Below are 20,987 nucleotides of genomic sequence, written 5' to 3'. Positions count from 1 at the left end.
AATCCTTATTGGTGTTTTTCTATATGACAAATATGTTTCTTTGTTTTCTTATCATAACTAATTCCGACAATCAGTAAGTTCTCTTTATATTTCTCTAATCCTTTTGGATATTTTTTCTCTTTGATCTGGTCGATTGCTGTTTTGACCTCTTGATTCCATTTCAGCTCTATAATCATAGCTGGTTTATCTTGATAAGGAATCAAAACAATATCAGCAAAGCCTTTTCCTGTAGGCATTTCTCTGATGATTGTATAATCATCCCTAGCTGTAATATATGCCAATGATAATGTGTAGGCTAAGGCGTTTTCATTATTGTAAGTCAGTATTGATGTGTTGAGATGGGCTTCTTCGATATATCTTGCGACAGCTTCTTCATCCTGTCTCCATGTTGCCTCTAAAAGTTCACGACTGTTTAATAGTGCTTTTGTCGATTCATGCCAGTTGGAACTTTTAATAGAATTCGCAAATGAGTCAATCACTTCTTTATTTGGAATATAGGCTTGTTTTTCTTTTTTTAGATATCCTAGATAACCAAGATGTATTAATAATGTAAGCACATCATCCTTGACTTCAAAAGTGCTCATATCATTCTGGAATGATGATGTTTGTACAGGAACATTTTCACCAGCTAACATTTTAATCACATCATCTTTGAGTCCGTCTTTATTGATGTCTATATAAAATTTTAAAGCTTCATAGGTTTCTGTAGAAGTCCAGTAATTGCCAAATTCTTTTCTAGTCAGAGACATGACGACTGATCTAGGTGAAAAAGTGGAAATCTCATCTGTAAGATGATATCCATCATACCATTGTTTCATTTCATCATAACTAACGTTATATTGAATACAAAGATCTTGAACTTCAGCTTCAGTAAATCCCATAAATTCAGGTAATAATCCCGGATCAATCATAGAGATTTCTTCAAACATATTTAAGGCACTATGTGTTCCATATTTTTTAATAGGCAATATCCCTGTCATATAGGCTAATTCTACATAAGGTTTATCTTTCAATAGATTTCTTAAAAAGTCAAGATATTGTTTCTGTGCTTCTTTATCTTGCTTATATTCTCTAAAGATACAATCCCATTCATCTATAATAAAAATAAATTGATTCTTTGTGGATGCATAAATGTCTTCTAGCGATAATGAAAGATTTGTTTCATCAAAGAACGTGATTGAATACTCTTGTTTGAACTCATTTAGAATTCTCGCTGTTAATAGTTGGATCATTTTATCAATGTTGTGTGTGTTGCTTAAAAAACTTTGTATATTGATATGAATAACATGATGTTTGTTAAGATGTTTTAAATAATGATCAGTTTGACTGATTTTTAATGAATCAAAAATATATTGAGAATCACAGCCTTTAGAATAATAGGCAACAAGCATATTGGCATCTGTACTCTTTCCAAAACGTCTAGGTCTTGATACACATAACTTATTATCACCGGTACCTATTAATTGATTTGTATAGTTAATCAGTAATGATTTATCTACATATATAGGATTGTTGATTGCTTGTTGAAAACTATCATTTCTTGGATTGAGATATAATCCCATATATCTTCACCTGCTTTCTTTTCACTCATCATTATATCATTTATTTCATTGATATGCTATGACTATATATGTTGTAAATTGTTTATGGATTTGGTGATTTGTTGATATTTTAAGAATATAAATTCTATATTGTATGTAAAAGCTTTTGAAAAAAGATTATAGTGTTATAGAAAAAACACCAATAAGCATTATCTCTCATTGGTGTTTTTCAATATGACAAATATGTTTCTTTGTTTTCTTATCATAACTAATTCCGACAATCAGTAAGTTCTCTTTATATTTCTCTAATCCTTTTGGATATTTTTTCTCTTTGATTTGGTCGATTGCTGTTTTGACCTCTTGATTCCATTTCAGCTCTATAATCATAGCTGGATTATCTCGATATGGAATCAAAACAATATCTGCAAAGCCTTTACCTGTAGGCATCTCCCTTATCATCGTGTAATGATTTCTTGCATAAATATATGCTAAAGCGAGTGTATATGACAATGCATTTTCATCGTTGTAAGTCAGTATTGATGTGTTTAAATGTGCTTCTTCGATATATCTTGCGACAGCTTCTTCATTCTGTCTCCATGTTGCCTCTAAAAGTTCACGACTGTTTAATAATGCCTTTGTGGTTTCATGCCAGTCAGAACTTCTAATAGAATTAACAAATGAATCAACAACTTCTTTATTAGGAATATAACACGTATGATCTGAACTATTATATCCTAGATATCCCAGATGTATCAAAAGTGTTAAAACATCATCCTTTGACTTAAACGTTGTCATATCATTCTGGAATGATGTTGTCTGAACAGGCACATTTTCTTCTGCTAAAAGTTGAACGATATTATCCTTCAAGTCATCAAAGTTCATATCTATATAAACCTGCAAGGCTTCATAGGTTTCAGTAGATGTCCAATAGTTTTCATACTTTCTATCCATAAGAGCATAAACAACAGAACGATGATTGTAGACAGAAATGTCATCTGACATGCGATATCCATCATACCATTTTTTCATCTCATTATAATCCATATTATATTTCAAGCATAAGTCATAAACTTCCTGTTCAGTAAATCCCATGAAAGATTCTAACGGTGTTGCATTTAACATAGATATTTCCTTAAACATGTTCAAGGCACTATGTGTTCCATATTTCTTAATAGGCAATATCCCTGTCATATAGGCTAATTCTACATATGGTTTATCTTTCAACAGATTTCTTAAGAAATCAAGATATTGTTTCTGTGCTTCTTTATCCTGCTTGTACTCTCTAAAGATGCAATCCCATTCATCTATGATAAAAATAAATCTTGCACTCGCTTCAACATAAACATCTTCCATGATTTGAACAAGATTAGATGAATCAATATAATCTACATCACAAAAAGCTTTCTTGATTTCTCTAAATATTAGTTTGGCTAGAAGTAAGATCATTTTATTGATATCATGAGTCTTGCTTAAAAAATCCTGCATATTGATATGAATGACATGATGCTGATTAAGATGTTTTAAATAATGATCAGTTTGACTGATTTTTAATGAGTCAAAAATATCGTGAGAATCACAACCTTTAGAATAATAGGCAACAAGCATATTGGCATCTGTACTCTTTCCAAAACGTCTAGGTCTTGATACACATAACTTATTATCACCGGTACCTATTAATTGATTTGTATAGTTAATCAGTAATGATTTATCTACATATATAGGATTGTTGATTGCTTGTTGAAAACTATCATTTCTTGGATTGAGATATAATCCCATACATCTTCACCTGCTTTCTTTTCCTGTTCATTATACCATTTATATGATTAAAATACCATGATTATATATGTTATCAATTGTTTATCATTTTTGAAATTTATTACTATATTTGTTTATAGATACAATGACGATAAGATACGAAAAACATAAAGAACTCATTCATAATGCATATAAATAACTGATTGCTATGTTTGTATATTCAAAACTCTTTTCACAAACAAGAAATAGTCTTTATATACTTTAAACAAGCCGTATGATGAAATAGACAATAAGTATGAAGTTATATTTGTGATTTGAATAAAAAACGTTAAATATTCGTTTTTTTGATTATACTAAATATGGCAAGAATGCTCTTTTGATATTTCATTGTGACTCATTTTCTATAGTTAATAAGGAGGACATAAATTGAAAAGAAATATATATGGGTATGTCAGAGTATCGTCTAAAGATCAATGTGAAGACAGACAATTACTAGCATTAAAAGAATTTGGGGTTGTGGAGAGGAATATATATACGGATAAAATCAGTGGGAAAAATTTTAATCGACCACAATATCATCGTTTAATGAAAAAATTAAAACAAGGGGATGTCGTTGTTATTTTATCTATTGATAGACTTGGAAGAAATTATGATGAAATACAGAATCAATGGAGAATCATTACAAAAGAAAAACAGGCTGATATTGTTGTCTTGGATATGCCATTATTAGATACAAGAAAAAGTCAAAATAATGATTTGACTGGAACATTTATTGCAGATTTAGTTTTACAGATTCTTGCCTATGTTGCACAAATTGAGCGAGAGAATATTAAACAAAGGCAAAAAGAAGGAATTCATGCGGCTAAGTGTAGAGGTGTACAATTTGGTAGACCAAGGAAAAATATCCCTGATAATTTTGATGATGTAAAAGGAAAATGGGAAAAAAGTGAAATTAATTCTCGGCAGGCTGCTCAAATATTAGGAATCTCTCAAAACACATTTTTAAGATGGTCACATGAGTAGATATATAGAGATTTTATTTTGTAATTTTGCCTTTAAAAAGTAGACATTATCGTTCAATGAATTTATAATAAAAATAAGCTTTTCATGAGTAAAAAAATATAAAAAAATTTACGATTTTTGATGAAATATAAAACAAAAAGTATGCGTGAAAATGTCTACTTTATCATTCGTTTTTTAGTTTATGGAGAAAGGTGTTGAAAAATGTGTCATTTATGACGAAAGAAATGTATTTTACAATTGCACTTTTATCATATGAAAATGGTGTGGTTTGTGGTGATTTACATAGTCCAGTTTTAAAGAAAAGTATCCAGTTTCATAATTTAACAGAACTTATATTAATAATGGATCAAATCATGAAAGATTTAAATATCCCTGAATATGATGAAAGATATCATCATGTGATCATAAAAAATCAATTACTTGATGTTGAATTGGATTATCAGGAATTAAAACAAAATAATTTTGAAAAGTATTTAAATCGTTCATTAATGTATCCTAAAAAGAGTAAAGATATTTTTATGGTGAAAGTGATGTATAGGCAGAATAATACATGGCAAGGAAAAATCACATGGCTTAGAACAAATAAAACCAGATTTTTTAGGAGTGCATTGGAATTAGTGGAACTCATATATTCTGTGATTGATAAATATCATAAATAAAAGAGTTTATATTCTTATCATTAACAAGCAAGGACACTATTTTTCAATACCATTACTATAAGTATGATTTATGTAGATAAAAAGAGAATTGTTTTATATGTTTATAATCTATGAAATAGAGATAAAATAAGGTATTGTATCTTTAATAATTCAATATAATATATATTGATTAAAGGATAAAATCTAAATTTATTATAATGAAAGAAAAACCTCTATAGTTATAATCGTTTATAACTATAGAGGCTGTTTAATTAAATTTGAGTATTTTTTAAATCATCGTCCGTAATATATTTTAATTCTTTCATTTTTTGAATTAATTGTTTAGCTAACAATTCATGAAATTCAGTGTTTCCATCAACTAGATTGTCTTGAAGAAGACTACGAGGAATATATCCTTTATCTAGATCGCTTTGATCTTGTTTTGTTGGAGTGATATCAGCATCCTGTAAACCATTTTCTAAAAGATAATCTCTAAAATTAAGAAAATGCTCTTCATGTTCTTCTTCTAATACACTATTCATATCATTTACAATCTGAAATGTTCTTTTTGATGTTAAAGAAACAACGATATATTTCTTGATGCCTAATTGATTAAGTATAGCACGTTGATATGTGATTGTTCTGAAGATACTACCTGATTCATAGGGGTCATATGTTCCAGTAAAGATAATAGCAATTCCATTTTTATCAAAAGTTGGAAAATCAGCATTAATACGAGTATATTCATCAAGTGTTACGGATTCACCAGCTTCATCTCTAGTGAATGTGTGTACTTCTTTTTCAGAATCATATTTCAATATACCACTGATACCAGCAATTTCGACATTAGAAAAGTTACTGCCTTTATTTTTTAAAACATCTAATTCTTCATGATCTTCATTATATAACGTTAATTCTACAGGATCAGTTTGTGCAGGAATCGTAATATCATAAGCATATATTTTTGTTCTGCCTGATCTAATTGCTATATCTATTGTTTGATCCTGTGAACCCCCAAATGTCTCTATTGATAAGTTTGTTAATTCAGAAAGAACAGTTGGATATGCATGAGATCCTAGTGTTAAACTATCACCTATACAATAAAGTGTTTGAGTATTTGAGGATTTTGTAGAAGATGTAGGATAATCTTCTTGCAGATTCTGATACTTTTGACTATCTTTACGTGTAATGAGAGTATTATATCCTATAAGCGTTAAAATAATACATACAAGTAGGATAACGATTAAAGGAAAGGATATCTTTTTCATCAGTAGTAATAATGATATGAACCAGAACCAGAATCAGCTTTTGTTAAGACGCTACCAATAACATTAACATTACTACGTTTAAGTAAATCTACACATTGAGCAGCATCTTTACGTTTTGTATCTTTAGCAGAAACAACAAAAATTGTTCCATCTACTGCATTTCCTACTGGAATAGCATCAGAAATAGCCCCAATAGGTGCACAGTCAATAATAATAAAGTCAAAGTTTTGTTTTAATACTTTCATATATTCTTTAAAAGTATCAGAACTTAATAATTCTGATGGATTAGGAACATGAATTCCTGCAGTTAAAACATATAATAAACCTGAAAAAGATGGATGTTGATATGTTTGGAAATATTCATCTGTAAAACGATGTGTTTTTCCATAGTTAATTAATGCATCTGTTAAACCATATGAGTTAGATAATTTCATATATTTGTGTAACATTGTTTTTCTTAAGTCACAGTCAATAATTAATACTTTTTGATATTTAGCAGCAAAGATAAATGCTAAATTCATTGAAGTTGTTGATTTAGCTTCTCCAGGTTGAGAAGATGTAATTGCAATTGATTTAATAGGATTATCAACATTAGAGAATTCGATATTTGTACGAATATGTCTAAACACTTCAGTATAGTCAAATTGAGACTGTTTTTTTGATTTTTCTAATATATTTAGTGTTCTACGATATTTTTGTTTTTGAGCCATAATTATCTCCTTTTAAATAATTTTTTGAAAAAAGATTGATTTACTTCAATTGCCTCAACACTTTCATTTTCTAATATATGAAGTGGATTATCATACATTAAAGTTTTAAGTGTTTGATAATCATATTTTTTCGAAAGTAATTGATAGACTTCTTGTAAACAAGGAATACGATGTCCAGTACTACGATGTGTATCAGTTGCAATAACATGGACAAGCCCATTATTTAATAATTCATAAGCATTATTTTTAACAGTTTTTCCATGAACTCCTAGTAAACTAGAAGCATTGACCTGAATGACATATCCATTGTCTATGAATTCTTCAACTCTTTCTAAATCAATACCATTTGGAAAATATCTTTCAACATGGGCAATGATTGGTGTATATCCTTTGATATCAATTTCATATAAATAATCTTCTACTTCATATTCTTTTCCTAATTCTTTTCTAACATCAAATTCAACTAATAAATAAGACGTATTTTCAATAGGAATGAATTGTTGATTTTGAAGACTGTTGTTATAATCATGATTTAAAAATAACTCACAGCCTTGAAAAACTTGAATTTGCATATGACTTGCAATTTCTTTAAGCTCATTAATTCTATTTTTAAAATGTTGGATATCTGTTTCATTATGTGTTCCTGGAACAACATGGGGTGTTGCAATAATAGCAGAAATATTATTTTCTTTAGCAAGTTTTAAAGCTTCAATAGCTTCTTTTTGTGATGGGACCCCATCATCAATTCCCCAAGCATAATGACCGTGTATATCAATAAATTGCATATTAGTTATCGAAATAAGGAATTGATCCTAAACAAGGAATACCTAAATATTTTTCTGCTTCTTCCCTGTTATGGATGTGCGTATCTAACATAAACTTAATAAAGATATATCCAACACTTAAGAAAGCACCTATTAATGCGCCAATGATTAAATTCATTTTTAAATTAGGAGATACTGGCGTTGTTGCAAGTTGTGCCTGATCAATTGTAGAAATATTATTGATATTTAATGTATCTTTTGCTTCTTTCTTAAATGTGCTCACTAATTCATCAACAATATCTTTGCTTAATTGTGGATCAGTTGTTGTTGCTGAAATACTAATGATTTGTGTATTTGTTTGATTAGAAATAGATACACTACTACTTACTTGAGCAGTTGTAATTTCTAAAGTTTCAGCAACTTGGCTTTGAATATTGTTCCCCTTCAACATTTCAATATAGTTATTAACCATTAAGTTATTGGCATTGATCTGTGTATAATCAACAATACCTTCAGAAACTTCTGGTTTTGGATAGATACTTGCTGTTGATTGATATTTACGACTAATAAAAAATGTTGTTACAATCCCAGCAATAATTGTCATGACTAAAATACTAATCACAATTAATTTGTATTGAGATTTCAATACAGCAAATAATTCTCCAAGATTAATTTCAATTTCTTCATCATTCTTTATCATTTCTTGTTCAGTCATAAAGACCTCCTTATTTTTTAAATTGTTAAATTTGTAGAAATACATGTCAATTGTCACAAAACACTTGATTTTATCAGTCATAAATGCTATTGTTTTCGTAGCTGTGTGACTGCTGTGTGACCATTGCATATTCCAATAGGTATTATGCTAGATTCACAAAAAAAAATCAAGTAAATATCAAATCTTTTCATTTTATTGTAATATTTGGTGGTTAAATGGTGTGTCTCAAGCAGAAAAGGAAAGGGATGATTATGAAATACATAGGGGAGAAGTATCAATTAAGAGTTCGTAGAATTGTTTTGATTGCTATAGATATCATCAGTGTATTTTTAGGATACTATGGATCAATGTTGTTATATGATCAGGAAATGTTAAACAAATCATTTTTGAATGAAACATTTCCAATGTTTATTATATTGTTATTATTAAGTTTGATTGTTTTTATCATGATGAAACTTTATAGTAGTTTATGGCAGTTTGCATCCATGACAGAATTATTCAATATAGTTATATCAACATTGTTAAGTACTTGTTTATTGATTGGTATTAATATAGCTATGGGTAATCATCTTGCAATAAACGTTATTTGTGGTTATTTCATGATAATTACCTTGTTGATTGGTGGCAGTCGTTTTAGCTACCGTTTTGTGAGACTTTATTTTAGTCGTCATCACTTATTTGGGAGAACTGACATTCAAAGAAAACGCGTGATGATTGTAGGTGCTGGAGCAGCTGGGGATAAGATATTAAGGGAAATTCTAAATACCAAAAATCTTAATAAACAAATTGTTTGTTTTATTGATGATGACCCTACTAAAATAGGAAGAAGTATTCATGGTGTTCCTATTGTAGGAAATAGAGATAATATCATTAAAAATGTTTCAAAATATAAAATTGAGGAAATATATATTGCTTTACCTTCTGTGAATAAACAAGAAGTCGCAAAAATTTTAAATATTTGTAAAGAAACAAAATGTAAATTAAAAAGATTACCAGGTATTTATCAATTTATTAATGATGAAATCATCTTAAATAAATTGAAAGACGTAGAAGTTCAGGATTTATTAGGTAGAGATCCAATTAAAGTCAACTTAGATGAAATCATGTCCTATGTAACAAATAGAGTCGTTATGGTGACAGGTGGTGGTGGATCAATTGGTAGTGAGTTATGTAGACAAATTGCTGAAAGATCACCAAAACAATTAATTATTGTTGATATCTATGAAAATAATGCTTACGATATTCAACTAGAATTAAAACGTAAATATCCTGACCTAGATTTACAAGCCATGATTGCATCAGTCAGAGATATTGGAAAAGTTAATGATTTATTTGAAACATTTCATCCAGATATCGTTTATCATGCAGCTGCACATAAACATGTTCCACTCATGGAAGATGCACCTCATGAAGCCATTAAAAACAATGTATTTGGAACATTAAATGTTGTTAAAGCTTGTGATCAATATGGAGTTAAGAAATTTATCTTAATTTCTACAGATAAAGCTGTTAATCCAACAAATATTATGGGTGCATCAAAGAGAATCTGTGAAATGATTGTACAAGCTTATGATCAATTATCAAAGACAGAGTATGTAGCAGTGAGATTTGGAAATGTTTTAGGATCAAATGGATCTGTGATTCCATTATTTAAAAAACAAATTCAAAATGGTGGACCAGTGACAGTCACACATCCTGATATCATTCGTTATTTTATGACAATTCCAGAAGCTGTATCACTTGTCTTACAAGCTGGAGCCTATGCTAAAGGGGGAGAAATCTTTGTTTTAGATATGGGTAAACCAGTAAAAATTGTTGATATGGCAAGAAATCTTATTCAGTTATCAGGATATGAACCTGATGTGGATATCAAGATTGAATTTACAGGATTACGTCCTGGTGAAAAACTTTATGAAGAGATGTTAATGGAAGAAGAAGGAATGCAAACAACACCTAATAAATTAATTCATATTGGTCATCCTATTGAAATGGACATTCCTTCATTCTTAAAGGAACTTGGTGAATTAAAAAGAATTGCTTATGATGAAGACAGTGATATGAGAAAAGCAGTAAAACATATTGTTAATACATATCACTATGATGTTGAAAAGACAAAAGTAAAAAGAAAAATAAAAAAACAAGAAGCTGTTTTATCTTAAAAAGGATTATTCGTCAATAATCGTCGCATTGTTCTTGTTATTGAACTAGTATTTGGAAACTATCTTATATAATATATTTTAGTGATTTATAGCAAGTATTGATAAATAAAATGTAAAAAGTAGCATGAATTTAATTTTGAATTCATACTACTCAGGCTGTTGATAATACAATTGTTTGTCGACAGCCTGAAAGTTGGGAGACCTATTTTTTTACTAGAAAATAAAGTTGAATTTAAGTAGTAATTTTGTAATACATGATAAATTAAATAATATATGGTAATATGATAGTTAACAAATATTAAGTAAAAAAAGTTGTCAATGTGATATCATTTTTATGAATGATATCGCACATATTTTTATATTAATTATATAAAAAATATATAAAAGTAGGTAAAATGATTTATTTTGTATGTTTTTTTGTAAGAACATTATGTTTTTATTTATAGAAAGATATGAATTCCATGCTTGTAGTGAAAACGGGGGAGTGGTATATATGGAAAAGTTTAAAAATAAAGTTTGGTTAAGTTCTCCAACAATGCATGGTGATGAACTTAAATATGTAACAAATGCATATGAAACTAACTGGATGTCAACAGTAGGTCAAAATATCAATGAAGTAGAAAGAATTACAACTGAAAAAATTGGTTGTAAATATGCAATTGGTTTATCAGCAGGTACAGCAGCTTTGCATATGGCAGTAAAGATGGCTGGAATTAAACCAAGGGATAAGGTGTTTTGTAGTGATATGACATTCTCTGCTACAGTAAATCCAATTACATATGAAGGTGGTATTCCTATTTTTATTGATAGTGAATATGAAACTTGGAATATGGACCCAAAAGCATTAGAAAAAGCTTTTGAATTATATCCAGAAGTAAAAGTAGTCATGTTAGTTCATTTATATGGAGTAGCAGCAAAAATTGATGAAATAAAAGAAATATGTGAAAAACGCAATGCTATCTTAATTGAAGATGCTGCTGAAGCTTTAGGAGCAACTTATAAAGGTATTTCATGTGGACATTTTGGAGATTATAGTATTATTAGTTTTAATGGTAATAAGATTATTACTGGTTCATCTGGAGGAATGTTCTTAACTGATGATGAAGAAGCGGCTAATAAGGTAAGAAAATGGTCAACACAAGCAAGAGAAAATGCCCGTTGGTATCAACATGAAGAAATAGGATATAACTATCGTATGAGTAATGTGATTGCTGGTGTAGTTAGAGGACAATATCCTTATTTAGAAGAACATATTAGACAAAAGAAAGATATTTATTATCGCTATAAAGAAGGATTAAAAGATTTACCTATTAGTATGAACCCATTTATTGAAAATGAATGTGAACCAAACTATTGGCTATCTTGTATGATTATTCATCCTGAAGCAATGTGTAAACAAGTAATGAGTGAGAACGATTATTTATATCAAAGTGAACCAGGGAAATCATGCCCTATGGAAATCTTAGATGCGATTGCTAGTATAAATGCAGAAGGTCGACCAATTTGGAAGCCAATGCATATGCAACCAATTTATCGTAACCATGCTTTTATTACGAAAGATGGTAATGGTAGAGCAAGAACAAATGCTTATATTGCGGGAAATAGTACTGATGTAGGTATGGATCTCTTTAGTAGAGGCTTATGTTTACCTAGTGATAATAAAATGACTGTTGAACAACAAAACCGTATTATTGAAGTGATTAAGGAGTGTTTTAAATAATGTATAGAAATTATGTAAAAAGAATTTTTGACATAATTATTTCACTTATTGCTTTAATTATTTTATCTCCTATTTTATGTGTTTTAACAGTTGTTGGTTTTTTTCAAATGAAAGGCAATCCATTTTTTTATCAAGAGAGGCCTGGTAAAAATGGTAAAATTTTTGGTTTAATAAAATTTCGTTCTATGAGTAATGCAAAAGATAAAAATGGAAAATTACTACCCGATAATGTGAGATTAAATTCTTATGGAAAATTAATAAGAAAATTGAGTTTAGATGAATTGCCCGAATTAATTAATATTTTGAAGGGCGATATGAGTATAGTTGGTCCAAGACCATTAGCGGTTCAATATTTACCTTATTATAATGATGAAGAAAAAAGAAGACATGATGTTTTGCCAGGTTTGACAGGTTTAGCTCAAATAAATGGAAGAAATTGTGTGAATTGGCCAGAAAGATTTGCATATGATATAGAATATGTTGATAATGTGAGTTTTATGTTGGACGTAAAAATTATTTTGAAAACAGTGGTAAAAGTTGTTAAGAAAAGCGATATTGCTGTTAGAGCATCAGGTGAAATAATAGATTTTGATAAATTTAGAATTAAACAAAATATGGAAATTCAAAGGAAGAAATCAAATGTGTAAAATTAATAAACATGTATTAATTAGACCGATAAAATATGAGGATGCAGAAATATTAATGACATTAAATAATGATCGAAAAATAAGTTCTTTTGTTGTGGGTAATCCTGTATATGTGTCTTTAGAAGAACAATTACGATGGATGGATAGCATATCAAATGAGAAAAATACTGATCGATTTATGATTGATTGTGATGACGAAACAGTAGGTACTTTAATCATTTCTAATATTGATAACTCTAATGGAGTAGCAAATATTAATATAAAATTGCTTAACGAAATGCAAGGTAAAGGTATAGGGACATCTAGTATTATATTAGGATTAGATTATTGTTTTAATGTATTATCTTTGAATTGTGTTACTGCACATGTTTTAAGTTATAATGATGCTTCGTTAGCATTATTTAGGAAGTGTGGATTTATTAGAGAAGGGGTATTGAGGTCAAGGGTTATAAAAAATGGAAAAAAGATTGATTTAGTAAGTTTTTCGATTTTAAAAAGTGAGTTTAATAAGGAGATTTAATAAATGAAAGAAATAGGCAGTGAATTTATGTCAAACTCTTTTAAGTATGGGAAGAATCAATATATTAATTTAGTTGATTATCCCAAAAGGTATGTATTGTCTGGAAGAACAGGTCTTTACTTAATTGCTCAAGAATTGAAAATTGAAGGTGAAAAATCTATAGCATTACCGGCATATTGTTGTAGTTCAATGATTTTTCCTTTTATTGAATCTGGATTTGATATTGAATTTTATTCAGAAAATTCGTTACCAATAAGTAAAAATGTATTGATTATGGATTATTTTGGTTTTTCTTCAAAAGACACACTAAAATTTGTTCAATACTGTAAAAAACAAAATAAAATAATTATTATAGATGCAACTCAAACAGCATTTAGTAAATTTGAAACCTATAATTATTCTGATTATTTAGTAGTTAGTTATAGAAAGTGGTTGGACTGTTTATGCGCAGCAGTTTATAGTAAAAATGGTTTCAAAACTGAAGAATATTTAAAAGAAAATATTGAATATATATCAAAGTGGAGAGTTGCATCCAAAATGAAAAAAAAATATATAGAAGAGTGTATTGGTGAAAAAAAAGATTATTTAGACGCATTTAAAGATGCTAACAGAATATTAGTTAGTGATTATAAAGAGTATAGAGCATCGATAAGTGAAATTCAAATTTTTGAAAATTTAGATTCTAGTGACTTGAGAGATTGTAGAAGAAAAAATGCACAAGTATTGATACAGTTATTAAAAAAAACAGGTATACTAATGTTTAAAGAGTTACACAATGAGGATTGTCCTTTACATGTTCCTATCGTATTAGAAACAGAAAAAAGAAATGTATTAAGAAAAAATATGATAGATTCAGAAATTTATTGTCCTTATCATTGGCCTATTGATAAAAATTTTATTTATGCAGAGACAAAACTGCATTATAAGGAAATGTCTTTAATATGTGATCAACGTTATTCAGTTGATGATATGAATAGAGAAGCATCTAAAGTAATGCAATATATAGAGTAGAAAGTGAGTGATAGTGTGAGAACAATTTTGATTACAGGGATAGGTGGCTTAACACCACGATCTATTGCTACTATTATTAGAGAAAGACATCCAGAATATAAGCTTATAGGATGTGATATTAATAATAAAGCTATTGGTTTTTTTATGAATGGATTGTTGGATGAGTATTATGTATGTCCAAAATGTAATTCGGATGAATATTTTCCTTGGATTGAAAAGTTAATTGCAGAAAAAAAAGTAGACTATGCATTTGTTCAACCAGAAAGTGAAATTGTCGAATGGGGAGATTATTATGATAGGAACGGAAAATTTCCTTGCCCAGTATTTATGGGAAGTAAAACATTATCTATGTCTTTAAAGGATAAATCGATAATGGCTGATTTATTAGAAGGTACTGATTTTATTCCAAAAACAATTAAAGTTACACAAGATAATCCTAGACTTAATGACGTTGAAAAAACAATTGGTTTTCCATGTTGGATTAGAGCAACAGAAGGCACAGGTGGTCTAGGTTCACTTAGATTAGATGATATGTCAAGTTATAAAAGTTGGTTATTTATTAATTCAAAAATACCAGAATTTACAGTAAGTGAATTTTTACCAGGAAGGCATTTGGCTAATCAAATGCTATATTATCACGGAGAATATGTTAAAGGAGCTGCTTTAGAATGTGTAGAATATGTAATGGCTAGTACAGCTCCATCAGGTGTAACAGGTAATACACATTTTGGCAGGTTTTTAAATGATGACAAAATTAATAAATTTTGTGCTTCTTGTGTTGAATACTTAGAAAAAAAACTTAATGTTCAGGCACACGGGATTTTGTCTTTTGATTTAAAAGAGGATAAAAATGGCAGTATGAAAGTTACTGAGATTAATATAAGACATATGGCATACACGGGAGTTATGGCAAAAGTTGGATTTGATTTAATAGAAGATACTATTAGAATTATGGAAGATGGCAACTGCGATAATATAATTAGAGACCAATTTCATAAATATGAAAAACCATATGTGTTTTTACGAGATGTAGATATTGAACCAATTATTTTAGAAAGTGAAAATATATTTGAAAAGTAGGGTTAAATAATATGGATATAATTATTGTAAGTCAATATTTAAGAAATATTGAAAATCTAAGAGAAAATAATAGCCGATTTGTATATATAGCAAAAAAACTATCTGAAGATAAAAATATAAATGTAGAAATAATCACATCAGATTATAATCATTCTAAAAAGAATCATTTTGAAAATGTTGATATGCTTGATAAAATAAAAATTACAGTATGTCATGAACCTGGTTACAACAAAAATGTATCTATTAAACGCTTTATTAGTCATTATAATCTTTCAAAAAATATAAAAAAATATTTAACCCAAAGAAAAAAGCCAGACATGATATACTCTGCTATTCCTTCATTAGATGTTGCAAAAGTATGTTCAAATTATTGTAAAAAAAATGATATTAATTTTATTATTGATATTCAAGACTTATGGCCAGAAGCATTTAAAATGGTGTTTAATATTCCAATACTTAGTAATATTCTTTTTTTTCCTATGCAAAATCAAGTGAATAGCATATATAAGAACGCTGATGGAATTATAGCGGTATCAAATACCTACTTAGAAAGAGCTAAATTAGTTAACAATAAAAGCAAATTTTATGAAACTGTATACTTAGGTACTAGTAAACAAGATTTTGATAAGTATTTTGTTAAAGAAAAAAGAGAAACTACCAATATAAAAGTAGTTTATATTGGTAGTTTAGCTGCTAGTTATGATCTTGAAACAGTTATTGACGCTATATCTGAAATTAATTATCCTATTATTTTTGAAATAATGGGTGACGGAGCTTATAAAGAAAAATTTGAAAAGTATGCTCACAAAAAAAAAGTCAACTGTAATTTTACTGGAAAATTGGAGTATTCTGAAATGGTTAAAAAGTTAGTAAATTGTGATATAGCAGTAAATCCAATAAGAAAGGGTTCAGCGGGAAGTATTATAAATAAGGTTAACGATTATGCTATGGCTGGATTACCTGTAATTAATACTCAAGAATGCTTAGAGTATAGAAATTTATTAATAGAGTATAATTCAGGAATAAATTGTGGATGCGAAAATGTAAGTGATGTAAAAGATGCATTATTAAAATTAATCGAAAATAAACCATTGAGAATTGAAATGGGTAAAAATTCTAGAAGAATGGCTTTAAATTATTTTGATAGAGAAAAAAGTTATAGAGTTATACTAAATGAAATAAAAAATATGTGAAAGGAGACGAATTAATGATAGAGGTATTATTATCTACTATGAACCAAAATAATCTATCATTTTTGGATGAAATAAATGCTAATACTAATATTTTGGTAATTAATCAAACTGATAAAGAAGATTATTTGGAAATACAAAAAAATAATAAAACAGTACGAATGATTAGTTGTTCTGATAGAGGAATATCTAAGAGTAGAAATTTAGCCATAAAAAATTCAATCGGCGATATTTGTGTTCTATGCGATGATGACGTAAGATATGTAGATGAGTTTGAAGCTATAGTTAAAGAAGCTTTTAACAATTTACCAAATGCTGATTTGATAGTTTTTAATATATCTCAAATGAATTCAAGATATTCAACGGAAAAACAAATTACAAAAGTTCACAAGGTTCCCATATATAAATCATATGGTAGTGTTAGGATTGCTTTTCGAAAAGAAAGTATATTGGAAAATAATATATGGTTTAATGAGAAGTTTGGAACCGGGTCTGGTATGTATTCGATGGCTGAAGATTCATTATTTTTAAGAGAAGCTCGGAGAAAACGCTTAAAAATTTATGCATACCCAAAAAAGATTGCGAATGTAGATTTTTCGACATCTACTTGGTTTAAAGGCTACGATAAAAAATATTTTTATGATATAGGGGCATTTTTAAGTGCTGCATATCCAGTATTAAAATATATTTTAATATTTTACTACCCGTTTAGGATGAAAAATATGACTGATTTAACTTCTTATGAAATAATTTGTTTAATTCAACGTGGTTTTTATGGGTATAAAAAGAAAATTTCATATGATGAAATGGAATGTGAGCTAAATAAATATGATGTTGAAAAAAAATAAATTATTAATATCTAAAGCAAGAATGATGTCTATATCTGTTATCGGAATTTTATATGCTTTTTATTATTCCTATTCATATGGTGTATCTTACAATCTATTTATGTTGTTTACACTTGGTATTACGCTATATATGTATTTAATACTATTATTTAACTTTAAAAGAGTAAATATAACATATTTCTTTCCAATAATTTTTGTTGTGTTTATTTCTATTATTAATGGAATTTTCAGAGGTAACACTATAGATCCAATTATTATTAGTCATTCATTAATACTTCCCTTTGTGTTAAGTTCAATTGAGTATGAAGGAATTGATAACTATAAAATGTATATTCCTTGTTGCTTAATTACTATTGGCATTGTAATAATACAATTATATTTTTCAGTTTATGATAATTTTAATAGTAATACTTTAGGTTTTATTCTATATATGGGTGGCTCATTTAGTTTTTTGTGGTTTAAATCTTCTAGAAATAAAGTGTGGCCTATGTTATATTTAGTGGTATTTTTAATTTTAATGTTTAAAACAGATTGTAGAAATGCAATGGTTGTAACCATAGCAACGTTATTATTACTTGTTTTATCTGATAAAGTATTCTATAAAATAAATAATTTTCGAATAATATACATAAGTGCATTAATATTTACAATTATTACACCAATATTAATAAGTTTTATTTTTAATAATCCAATTTTGTCAAAATTTATAAATGAATTTATAGGATATTTTTCAAATAAAAGTTATGGTATGGATTTAAGAATTGGATACTATAGTATGATTTTGACAAAATTAGAATCTTTTAATATTTTAGAAAAAATGTTTGGAATGGGAATCAATACTGGTTCAGGACACAATTTATGGTTTCAAGGTTTGTTTGTATATGGATATATTGGGACAATAATCATTTATATTTACTATATAAAAATTTTTGAAACGGCATCTAGGCTGTACATTAAAACTAAAGATCCCATTGTTTTAGGTTGTTTTATTGCTTTAGTTGGGAATATATTATTGCAATGTGTTGATGAGTATTTAATTTGTAATCCAACCTGTGTTGTCATTCCTTTTTTGATGATGGGGATGATTAATTCAAAGGCGCAAATATATAAAAAAAATTTGAAAGGAGAGTAACGTAAAACATTTACGTATACAAAATGCTGTAGAAGATGAAAAAAGTTATTCATTATTGTTGGTTTGGTGGAAATAGCATACCGGAAAGTGCACAAAGATGTATTGATTCATGGAAAAAATTTTTACCTGATTTTGAAATCATTCAATGGAATGAAACTAATTTTGATATAAATACCTGTGAATATGTAAAAGAAGCATATTCACATAAAAAATGGGCTTTTGTAAGTGATTATGCAAGATTTAAAATTTTGTTAGAAAATGGAGGATTATATTTTGATACTGATGTAGAAGTAATAAAACCTTTAGACGAAATTATATTAAAAGGATCATTTTTAGGATGTGAAAAACTTATGATTAATCCAGGTTTAGGGATGGGGTTTGATTTTGATAATAATAAAAAAGGAAAAATGATAATTGAAGAAATATTAAATTTTTATGAAGGTATACATTTCGAAAATCCTGATGGTTCGCTAAATCAGACAACTATTGTCGAATATACAACCACTGTATTTAAAAAATATGGTTTTAAAGAAAAAAATTCGATACAAGAAATAAATGGGATAAGTATATATCCGAATGAGTATTTTTGTCCAATGGATCCAATAGAAAAAAAAGTGATCATTACAGATAAAACATTAACAATTCACCATTATGATGCAAGTTGGTATGGAAAACCGGAAAAAGAGATTATTAATTTATGTCAATTTTTGAACAAAAAGTTGCAACTTCCTTGGCGCATTTCGAAAAGAATATCCGTATTATTGATTAATTTGAAATATGAAGGATTATTCAAAACTTTTAAACGATTTTTGAATAAAATTATTAAGAAATAATTATATAGAAAGGTATTAAATGAAAAAGATAAAGAATTTTTTTAAAACTGCAGGAATATTTTTTTTGGGTAATGTGTTTACTAAATTAGTATCTTTTTTTCTATTACCATTGTATACAAGTAAAATAGAGCCAAACGCATTCGGTAATTATAATCTAACTATTTCTGTTATGAACATTATTGTTCCAATATGTTATTTATCAATATGGGATGGCATATTTAGATTTTCTTTTGATTATGAAGAAGAAGAGAGAAAATATCAAGTTTTTAATATTGGTTTTCCTGTAATGATTTTTGGAACTATTATATTGATATTTATTATATTAATGATAAATATGTTGGTTGATATTGATAATGTTATTTTAGTATCTATATATGGAATTTTATCTGCATTTCAATATTTTTATACTGTGATTGCTAGATCATTGAAAAATAACAAATTATTTGTTATGTCTGGTTGTATTAATACGACTATTGCTCTAATAATCAATGTAATTCTGATAACATATCTAAATTTAGGAGTAGAATCATTTTACATATCTTATATTTTTGGCGTATTGATTCAATTAATATTGATTGAACAACATACAAAGTTCTTAAATAAAATAGAATATCAATATTGTTTTGATAAGCTTAGACAATTCTTAAAGTTTTCTGTACCATTAACATTAACTGCAATTTCAAATTGGTTATTAAACGGTGTCACTCAAGTATTTATTGTGTACTTTTTAGGAAGTTATTATAATGGATTATATAGTGTGGCTAATAAATTTTCTTCGGTATTGTTATTAGCGATAAGTGTTTTTCAATTTGCATGGAATGAATTGGCTTATGATATGAGTTCGATAGCAAATAGGAAGTTATACTATCAAAGAGGTATTAGCGAAATATTAAAATATTCAATAGTTGGTCTATCTTTGTTAATAATTGCTGTAAAGTTTATTTTTCCTATTATGATAGATTTGAAATATGTAGATAGTTATCCTATTGTTCCTATTTTGTTGATCGGAAGCACAGCAGGAGCATATGCATCTTTTATAGGTACTATATATTTAGCTGAAAAAAAATCATCACATCTAGTTTTTTCAACACTTCTAACAGGTATTTTTAATGTGATTTTAACAATAATTGCAATAAAATGTTATGGATTTTTAGGTGCTGTAAGTTCCTTGAGTTTAGCATTGATTTTATTGGTACTACAAAGAATCATGGATATAAATAAATTGTTTTCTATAAAACCTGAAATTAACAGTTTATATCCATTATCATGTTTGTTGGTATCAATAATATTATATTATTTAATTGATGATATTGTTATTAATGTATTATCAACTATAATAGTTGTAATTATAGTTTTATTAATTTTGAAAGATTCAGTCATTAATTTATTAAATGAGGTGAAAAAAAATGATTAACAGGTGGTATAAGCGATGT

General features: G+C 27.9%; 19 protein-coding genes. 13 read left to right on the top strand and 6 right to left on the bottom strand.

The window, feature by feature from the left end; all coding sequences use genetic code 11:
• Positions 1–5: 5 nt before the first annotated feature.
• Entirely contained in the window at positions 6–1,562 is a 1,557-nt protein-coding gene (locus tag B5E87_RS02865; RefSeq protein WP_087243442.1) for an AAA family ATPase, read from the bottom strand.
• Between the two features lie 195 nt (positions 1,563–1,757).
• Positions 1,758–3,317: an AAA family ATPase gene (locus tag B5E87_RS02860; RefSeq protein ID WP_087243441.1), complete on the bottom strand. Its 1,560-nt coding sequence runs from the start codon at positions 3,315–3,317 to the stop codon at positions 1,758–1,760.
• Between the two features lie 405 nt (positions 3,318–3,722).
• Here B5E87_RS02860 and B5E87_RS02855 point away from each other — a divergent pair, with 405 nt between their 5' ends.
• Both B5E87_RS02855 and B5E87_RS02850 read left to right on the top strand, forming a co-directional pair.
• Positions 3,723–4,319, top strand: a complete 597-nt coding sequence (locus B5E87_RS02855; RefSeq protein ID WP_087243440.1) for a recombinase family protein — start codon at positions 3,723–3,725, stop codon at positions 4,317–4,319.
• Positions 4,320–4,531: 212 nt separating this feature from the next.
• Positions 4,532–4,978 (top strand): hypothetical protein, encoded by a 447-nt coding sequence (locus B5E87_RS02850; RefSeq protein ID WP_158095533.1) that lies wholly within the window; start codon positions 4,532–4,534, stop codon positions 4,976–4,978.
• A 251-nt stretch (positions 4,979–5,229) separates the two neighbouring features.
• On the opposite strand, the gene B5E87_RS02845 is transcribed toward B5E87_RS02850, so the two are convergent.
• The 4 genes from B5E87_RS02845 to B5E87_RS02830 are packed head-to-tail and all read right to left on the bottom strand — an operon-like array spanning position 5,230 to position 8,414.
• Entirely contained in the window at positions 5,230–6,225 is a 996-nt protein-coding gene (locus tag B5E87_RS02845; RefSeq protein ID WP_087243438.1) for a hypothetical protein, read from the bottom strand.
• Positions 6,225–6,935 carry a CpsD/CapB family tyrosine-protein kinase gene (locus B5E87_RS02840; RefSeq protein ID WP_087243437.1) on the bottom strand — a complete coding sequence of 237 codons (711 nt, stop codon included), beginning with the start codon at positions 6,933–6,935 and terminating at the stop codon, positions 6,225–6,227. The genes B5E87_RS02845 and B5E87_RS02840 overlap by 1 nt, the downstream gene beginning before the upstream one ends.
• Positions 6,936–6,937: 2 nt before the next feature.
• The gene (locus tag B5E87_RS02835; RefSeq protein ID WP_087243436.1) at positions 6,938–7,720 is read right to left on the bottom strand and encodes a CpsB/CapC family capsule biosynthesis tyrosine phosphatase; all 783 of its coding nucleotides are present in this window, start codon (positions 7,718–7,720) and stop codon (positions 6,938–6,940) included.
• Position 7,721: 1 nt separating this feature from the next.
• Positions 7,722–8,414 carry a YveK family protein gene (locus B5E87_RS02830; RefSeq protein WP_241147119.1) on the bottom strand — a complete coding sequence of 231 codons (693 nt, stop codon included), beginning with the start codon at positions 8,412–8,414 and terminating at the stop codon, positions 7,722–7,724.
• Positions 8,415–8,665: 251 nt separating this feature from the next.
• Here B5E87_RS02830 and B5E87_RS02825 point away from each other — a divergent pair, with 251 nt between their 5' ends.
• The 11 genes from B5E87_RS02825 (at position 8,666) to B5E87_RS02775 (ending at position 20,968) form a co-directional block, all read left to right on the top strand.
• A complete protein-coding gene (locus B5E87_RS02825) occupies positions 8,666–10,573 on the top strand; it encodes a nucleoside-diphosphate sugar epimerase/dehydratase (protein WP_087243473.1) in 1,908 nt (635 codons plus the stop codon).
• Between the two features lie 493 nt (positions 10,574–11,066).
• The gene (locus tag B5E87_RS02820; RefSeq protein WP_087243435.1) at positions 11,067–12,293 is read left to right on the top strand and encodes a DegT/DnrJ/EryC1/StrS family aminotransferase; all 1,227 of its coding nucleotides are present in this window, start codon (positions 11,067–11,069) and stop codon (positions 12,291–12,293) included.
• The gene (locus B5E87_RS02815; RefSeq protein WP_087243434.1) at positions 12,293–12,940 is read left to right on the top strand and encodes a sugar transferase; all 648 of its coding nucleotides are present in this window, start codon (positions 12,293–12,295) and stop codon (positions 12,938–12,940) included. The genes B5E87_RS02820 and B5E87_RS02815 overlap by 1 nt, the downstream gene beginning before the upstream one ends.
• Positions 12,933–13,460, top strand: coding sequence for a GNAT family N-acetyltransferase (locus B5E87_RS02810; protein ID WP_087243433.1), 528 nt, complete (start codon positions 12,933–12,935; stop codon positions 13,458–13,460). The genes B5E87_RS02815 and B5E87_RS02810 overlap by 8 nt, the downstream gene beginning before the upstream one ends.
• A gap of 3 nt (positions 13,461–13,463) precedes the next feature.
• Positions 13,464–14,471, top strand: coding sequence for a hypothetical protein (locus B5E87_RS02805; RefSeq protein ID WP_087243432.1), 1,008 nt, complete (start codon positions 13,464–13,466; stop codon positions 14,469–14,471).
• Between the two features lie 15 nt (positions 14,472–14,486).
• The gene (locus B5E87_RS02800; RefSeq protein ID WP_087243431.1) at positions 14,487–15,551 is read left to right on the top strand and encodes an ATP-grasp domain-containing protein; all 1,065 of its coding nucleotides are present in this window, start codon (positions 14,487–14,489) and stop codon (positions 15,549–15,551) included.
• Positions 15,552–15,562: 11 nt separating this feature from the next.
• Positions 15,563–16,744 (top strand): glycosyltransferase family 4 protein, encoded by a 1,182-nt coding sequence (locus tag B5E87_RS02795; RefSeq protein ID WP_087243430.1) that lies wholly within the window; start codon positions 15,563–15,565, stop codon positions 16,742–16,744.
• Positions 16,745–16,758: 14 nt separating this feature from the next.
• Positions 16,759–17,589 carry a glycosyltransferase family 2 protein gene (locus B5E87_RS02790; RefSeq protein WP_087243429.1) on the top strand — a complete coding sequence of 277 codons (831 nt, stop codon included), beginning with the start codon at positions 16,759–16,761 and terminating at the stop codon, positions 17,587–17,589.
• Positions 17,573–18,721, top strand: a complete 1,149-nt coding sequence (locus B5E87_RS02785) for a hypothetical protein (RefSeq protein ID WP_158095532.1) — start codon at positions 17,573–17,575, stop codon at positions 18,719–18,721. Before B5E87_RS02790 ends, B5E87_RS02785 begins: the two co-directional genes overlap by 17 nt.
• Before the next feature lie 35 nt (positions 18,722–18,756).
• Positions 18,757–19,554, top strand: a complete 798-nt coding sequence (locus B5E87_RS02780; protein ID WP_087243427.1) for a glycosyltransferase family 32 protein — start codon at positions 18,757–18,759, stop codon at positions 19,552–19,554.
• 19 nt (positions 19,555–19,573) lie between these two features.
• Positions 19,574–20,968: a lipopolysaccharide biosynthesis protein gene (locus tag B5E87_RS02775; RefSeq protein ID WP_087243426.1), complete on the top strand. Its 1,395-nt coding sequence runs from the start codon at positions 19,574–19,576 to the stop codon at positions 20,966–20,968.
• The last annotated feature ends 19 nt before the right edge of the window (positions 20,969–20,987 follow it).

The organism is Massilimicrobiota sp. An142 (assembly GCF_002160725.1).
Classification (GTDB): domain Bacteria; phylum Bacillota_I; class Bacilli_A; order Erysipelotrichales; family Coprobacillaceae; genus Allocoprobacillus; species Allocoprobacillus merdigallinarum.
The sequence above is the reverse complement of the archived record's forward strand: the minus strand, read 5'-3'. Positions and strand labels throughout refer to the sequence as shown.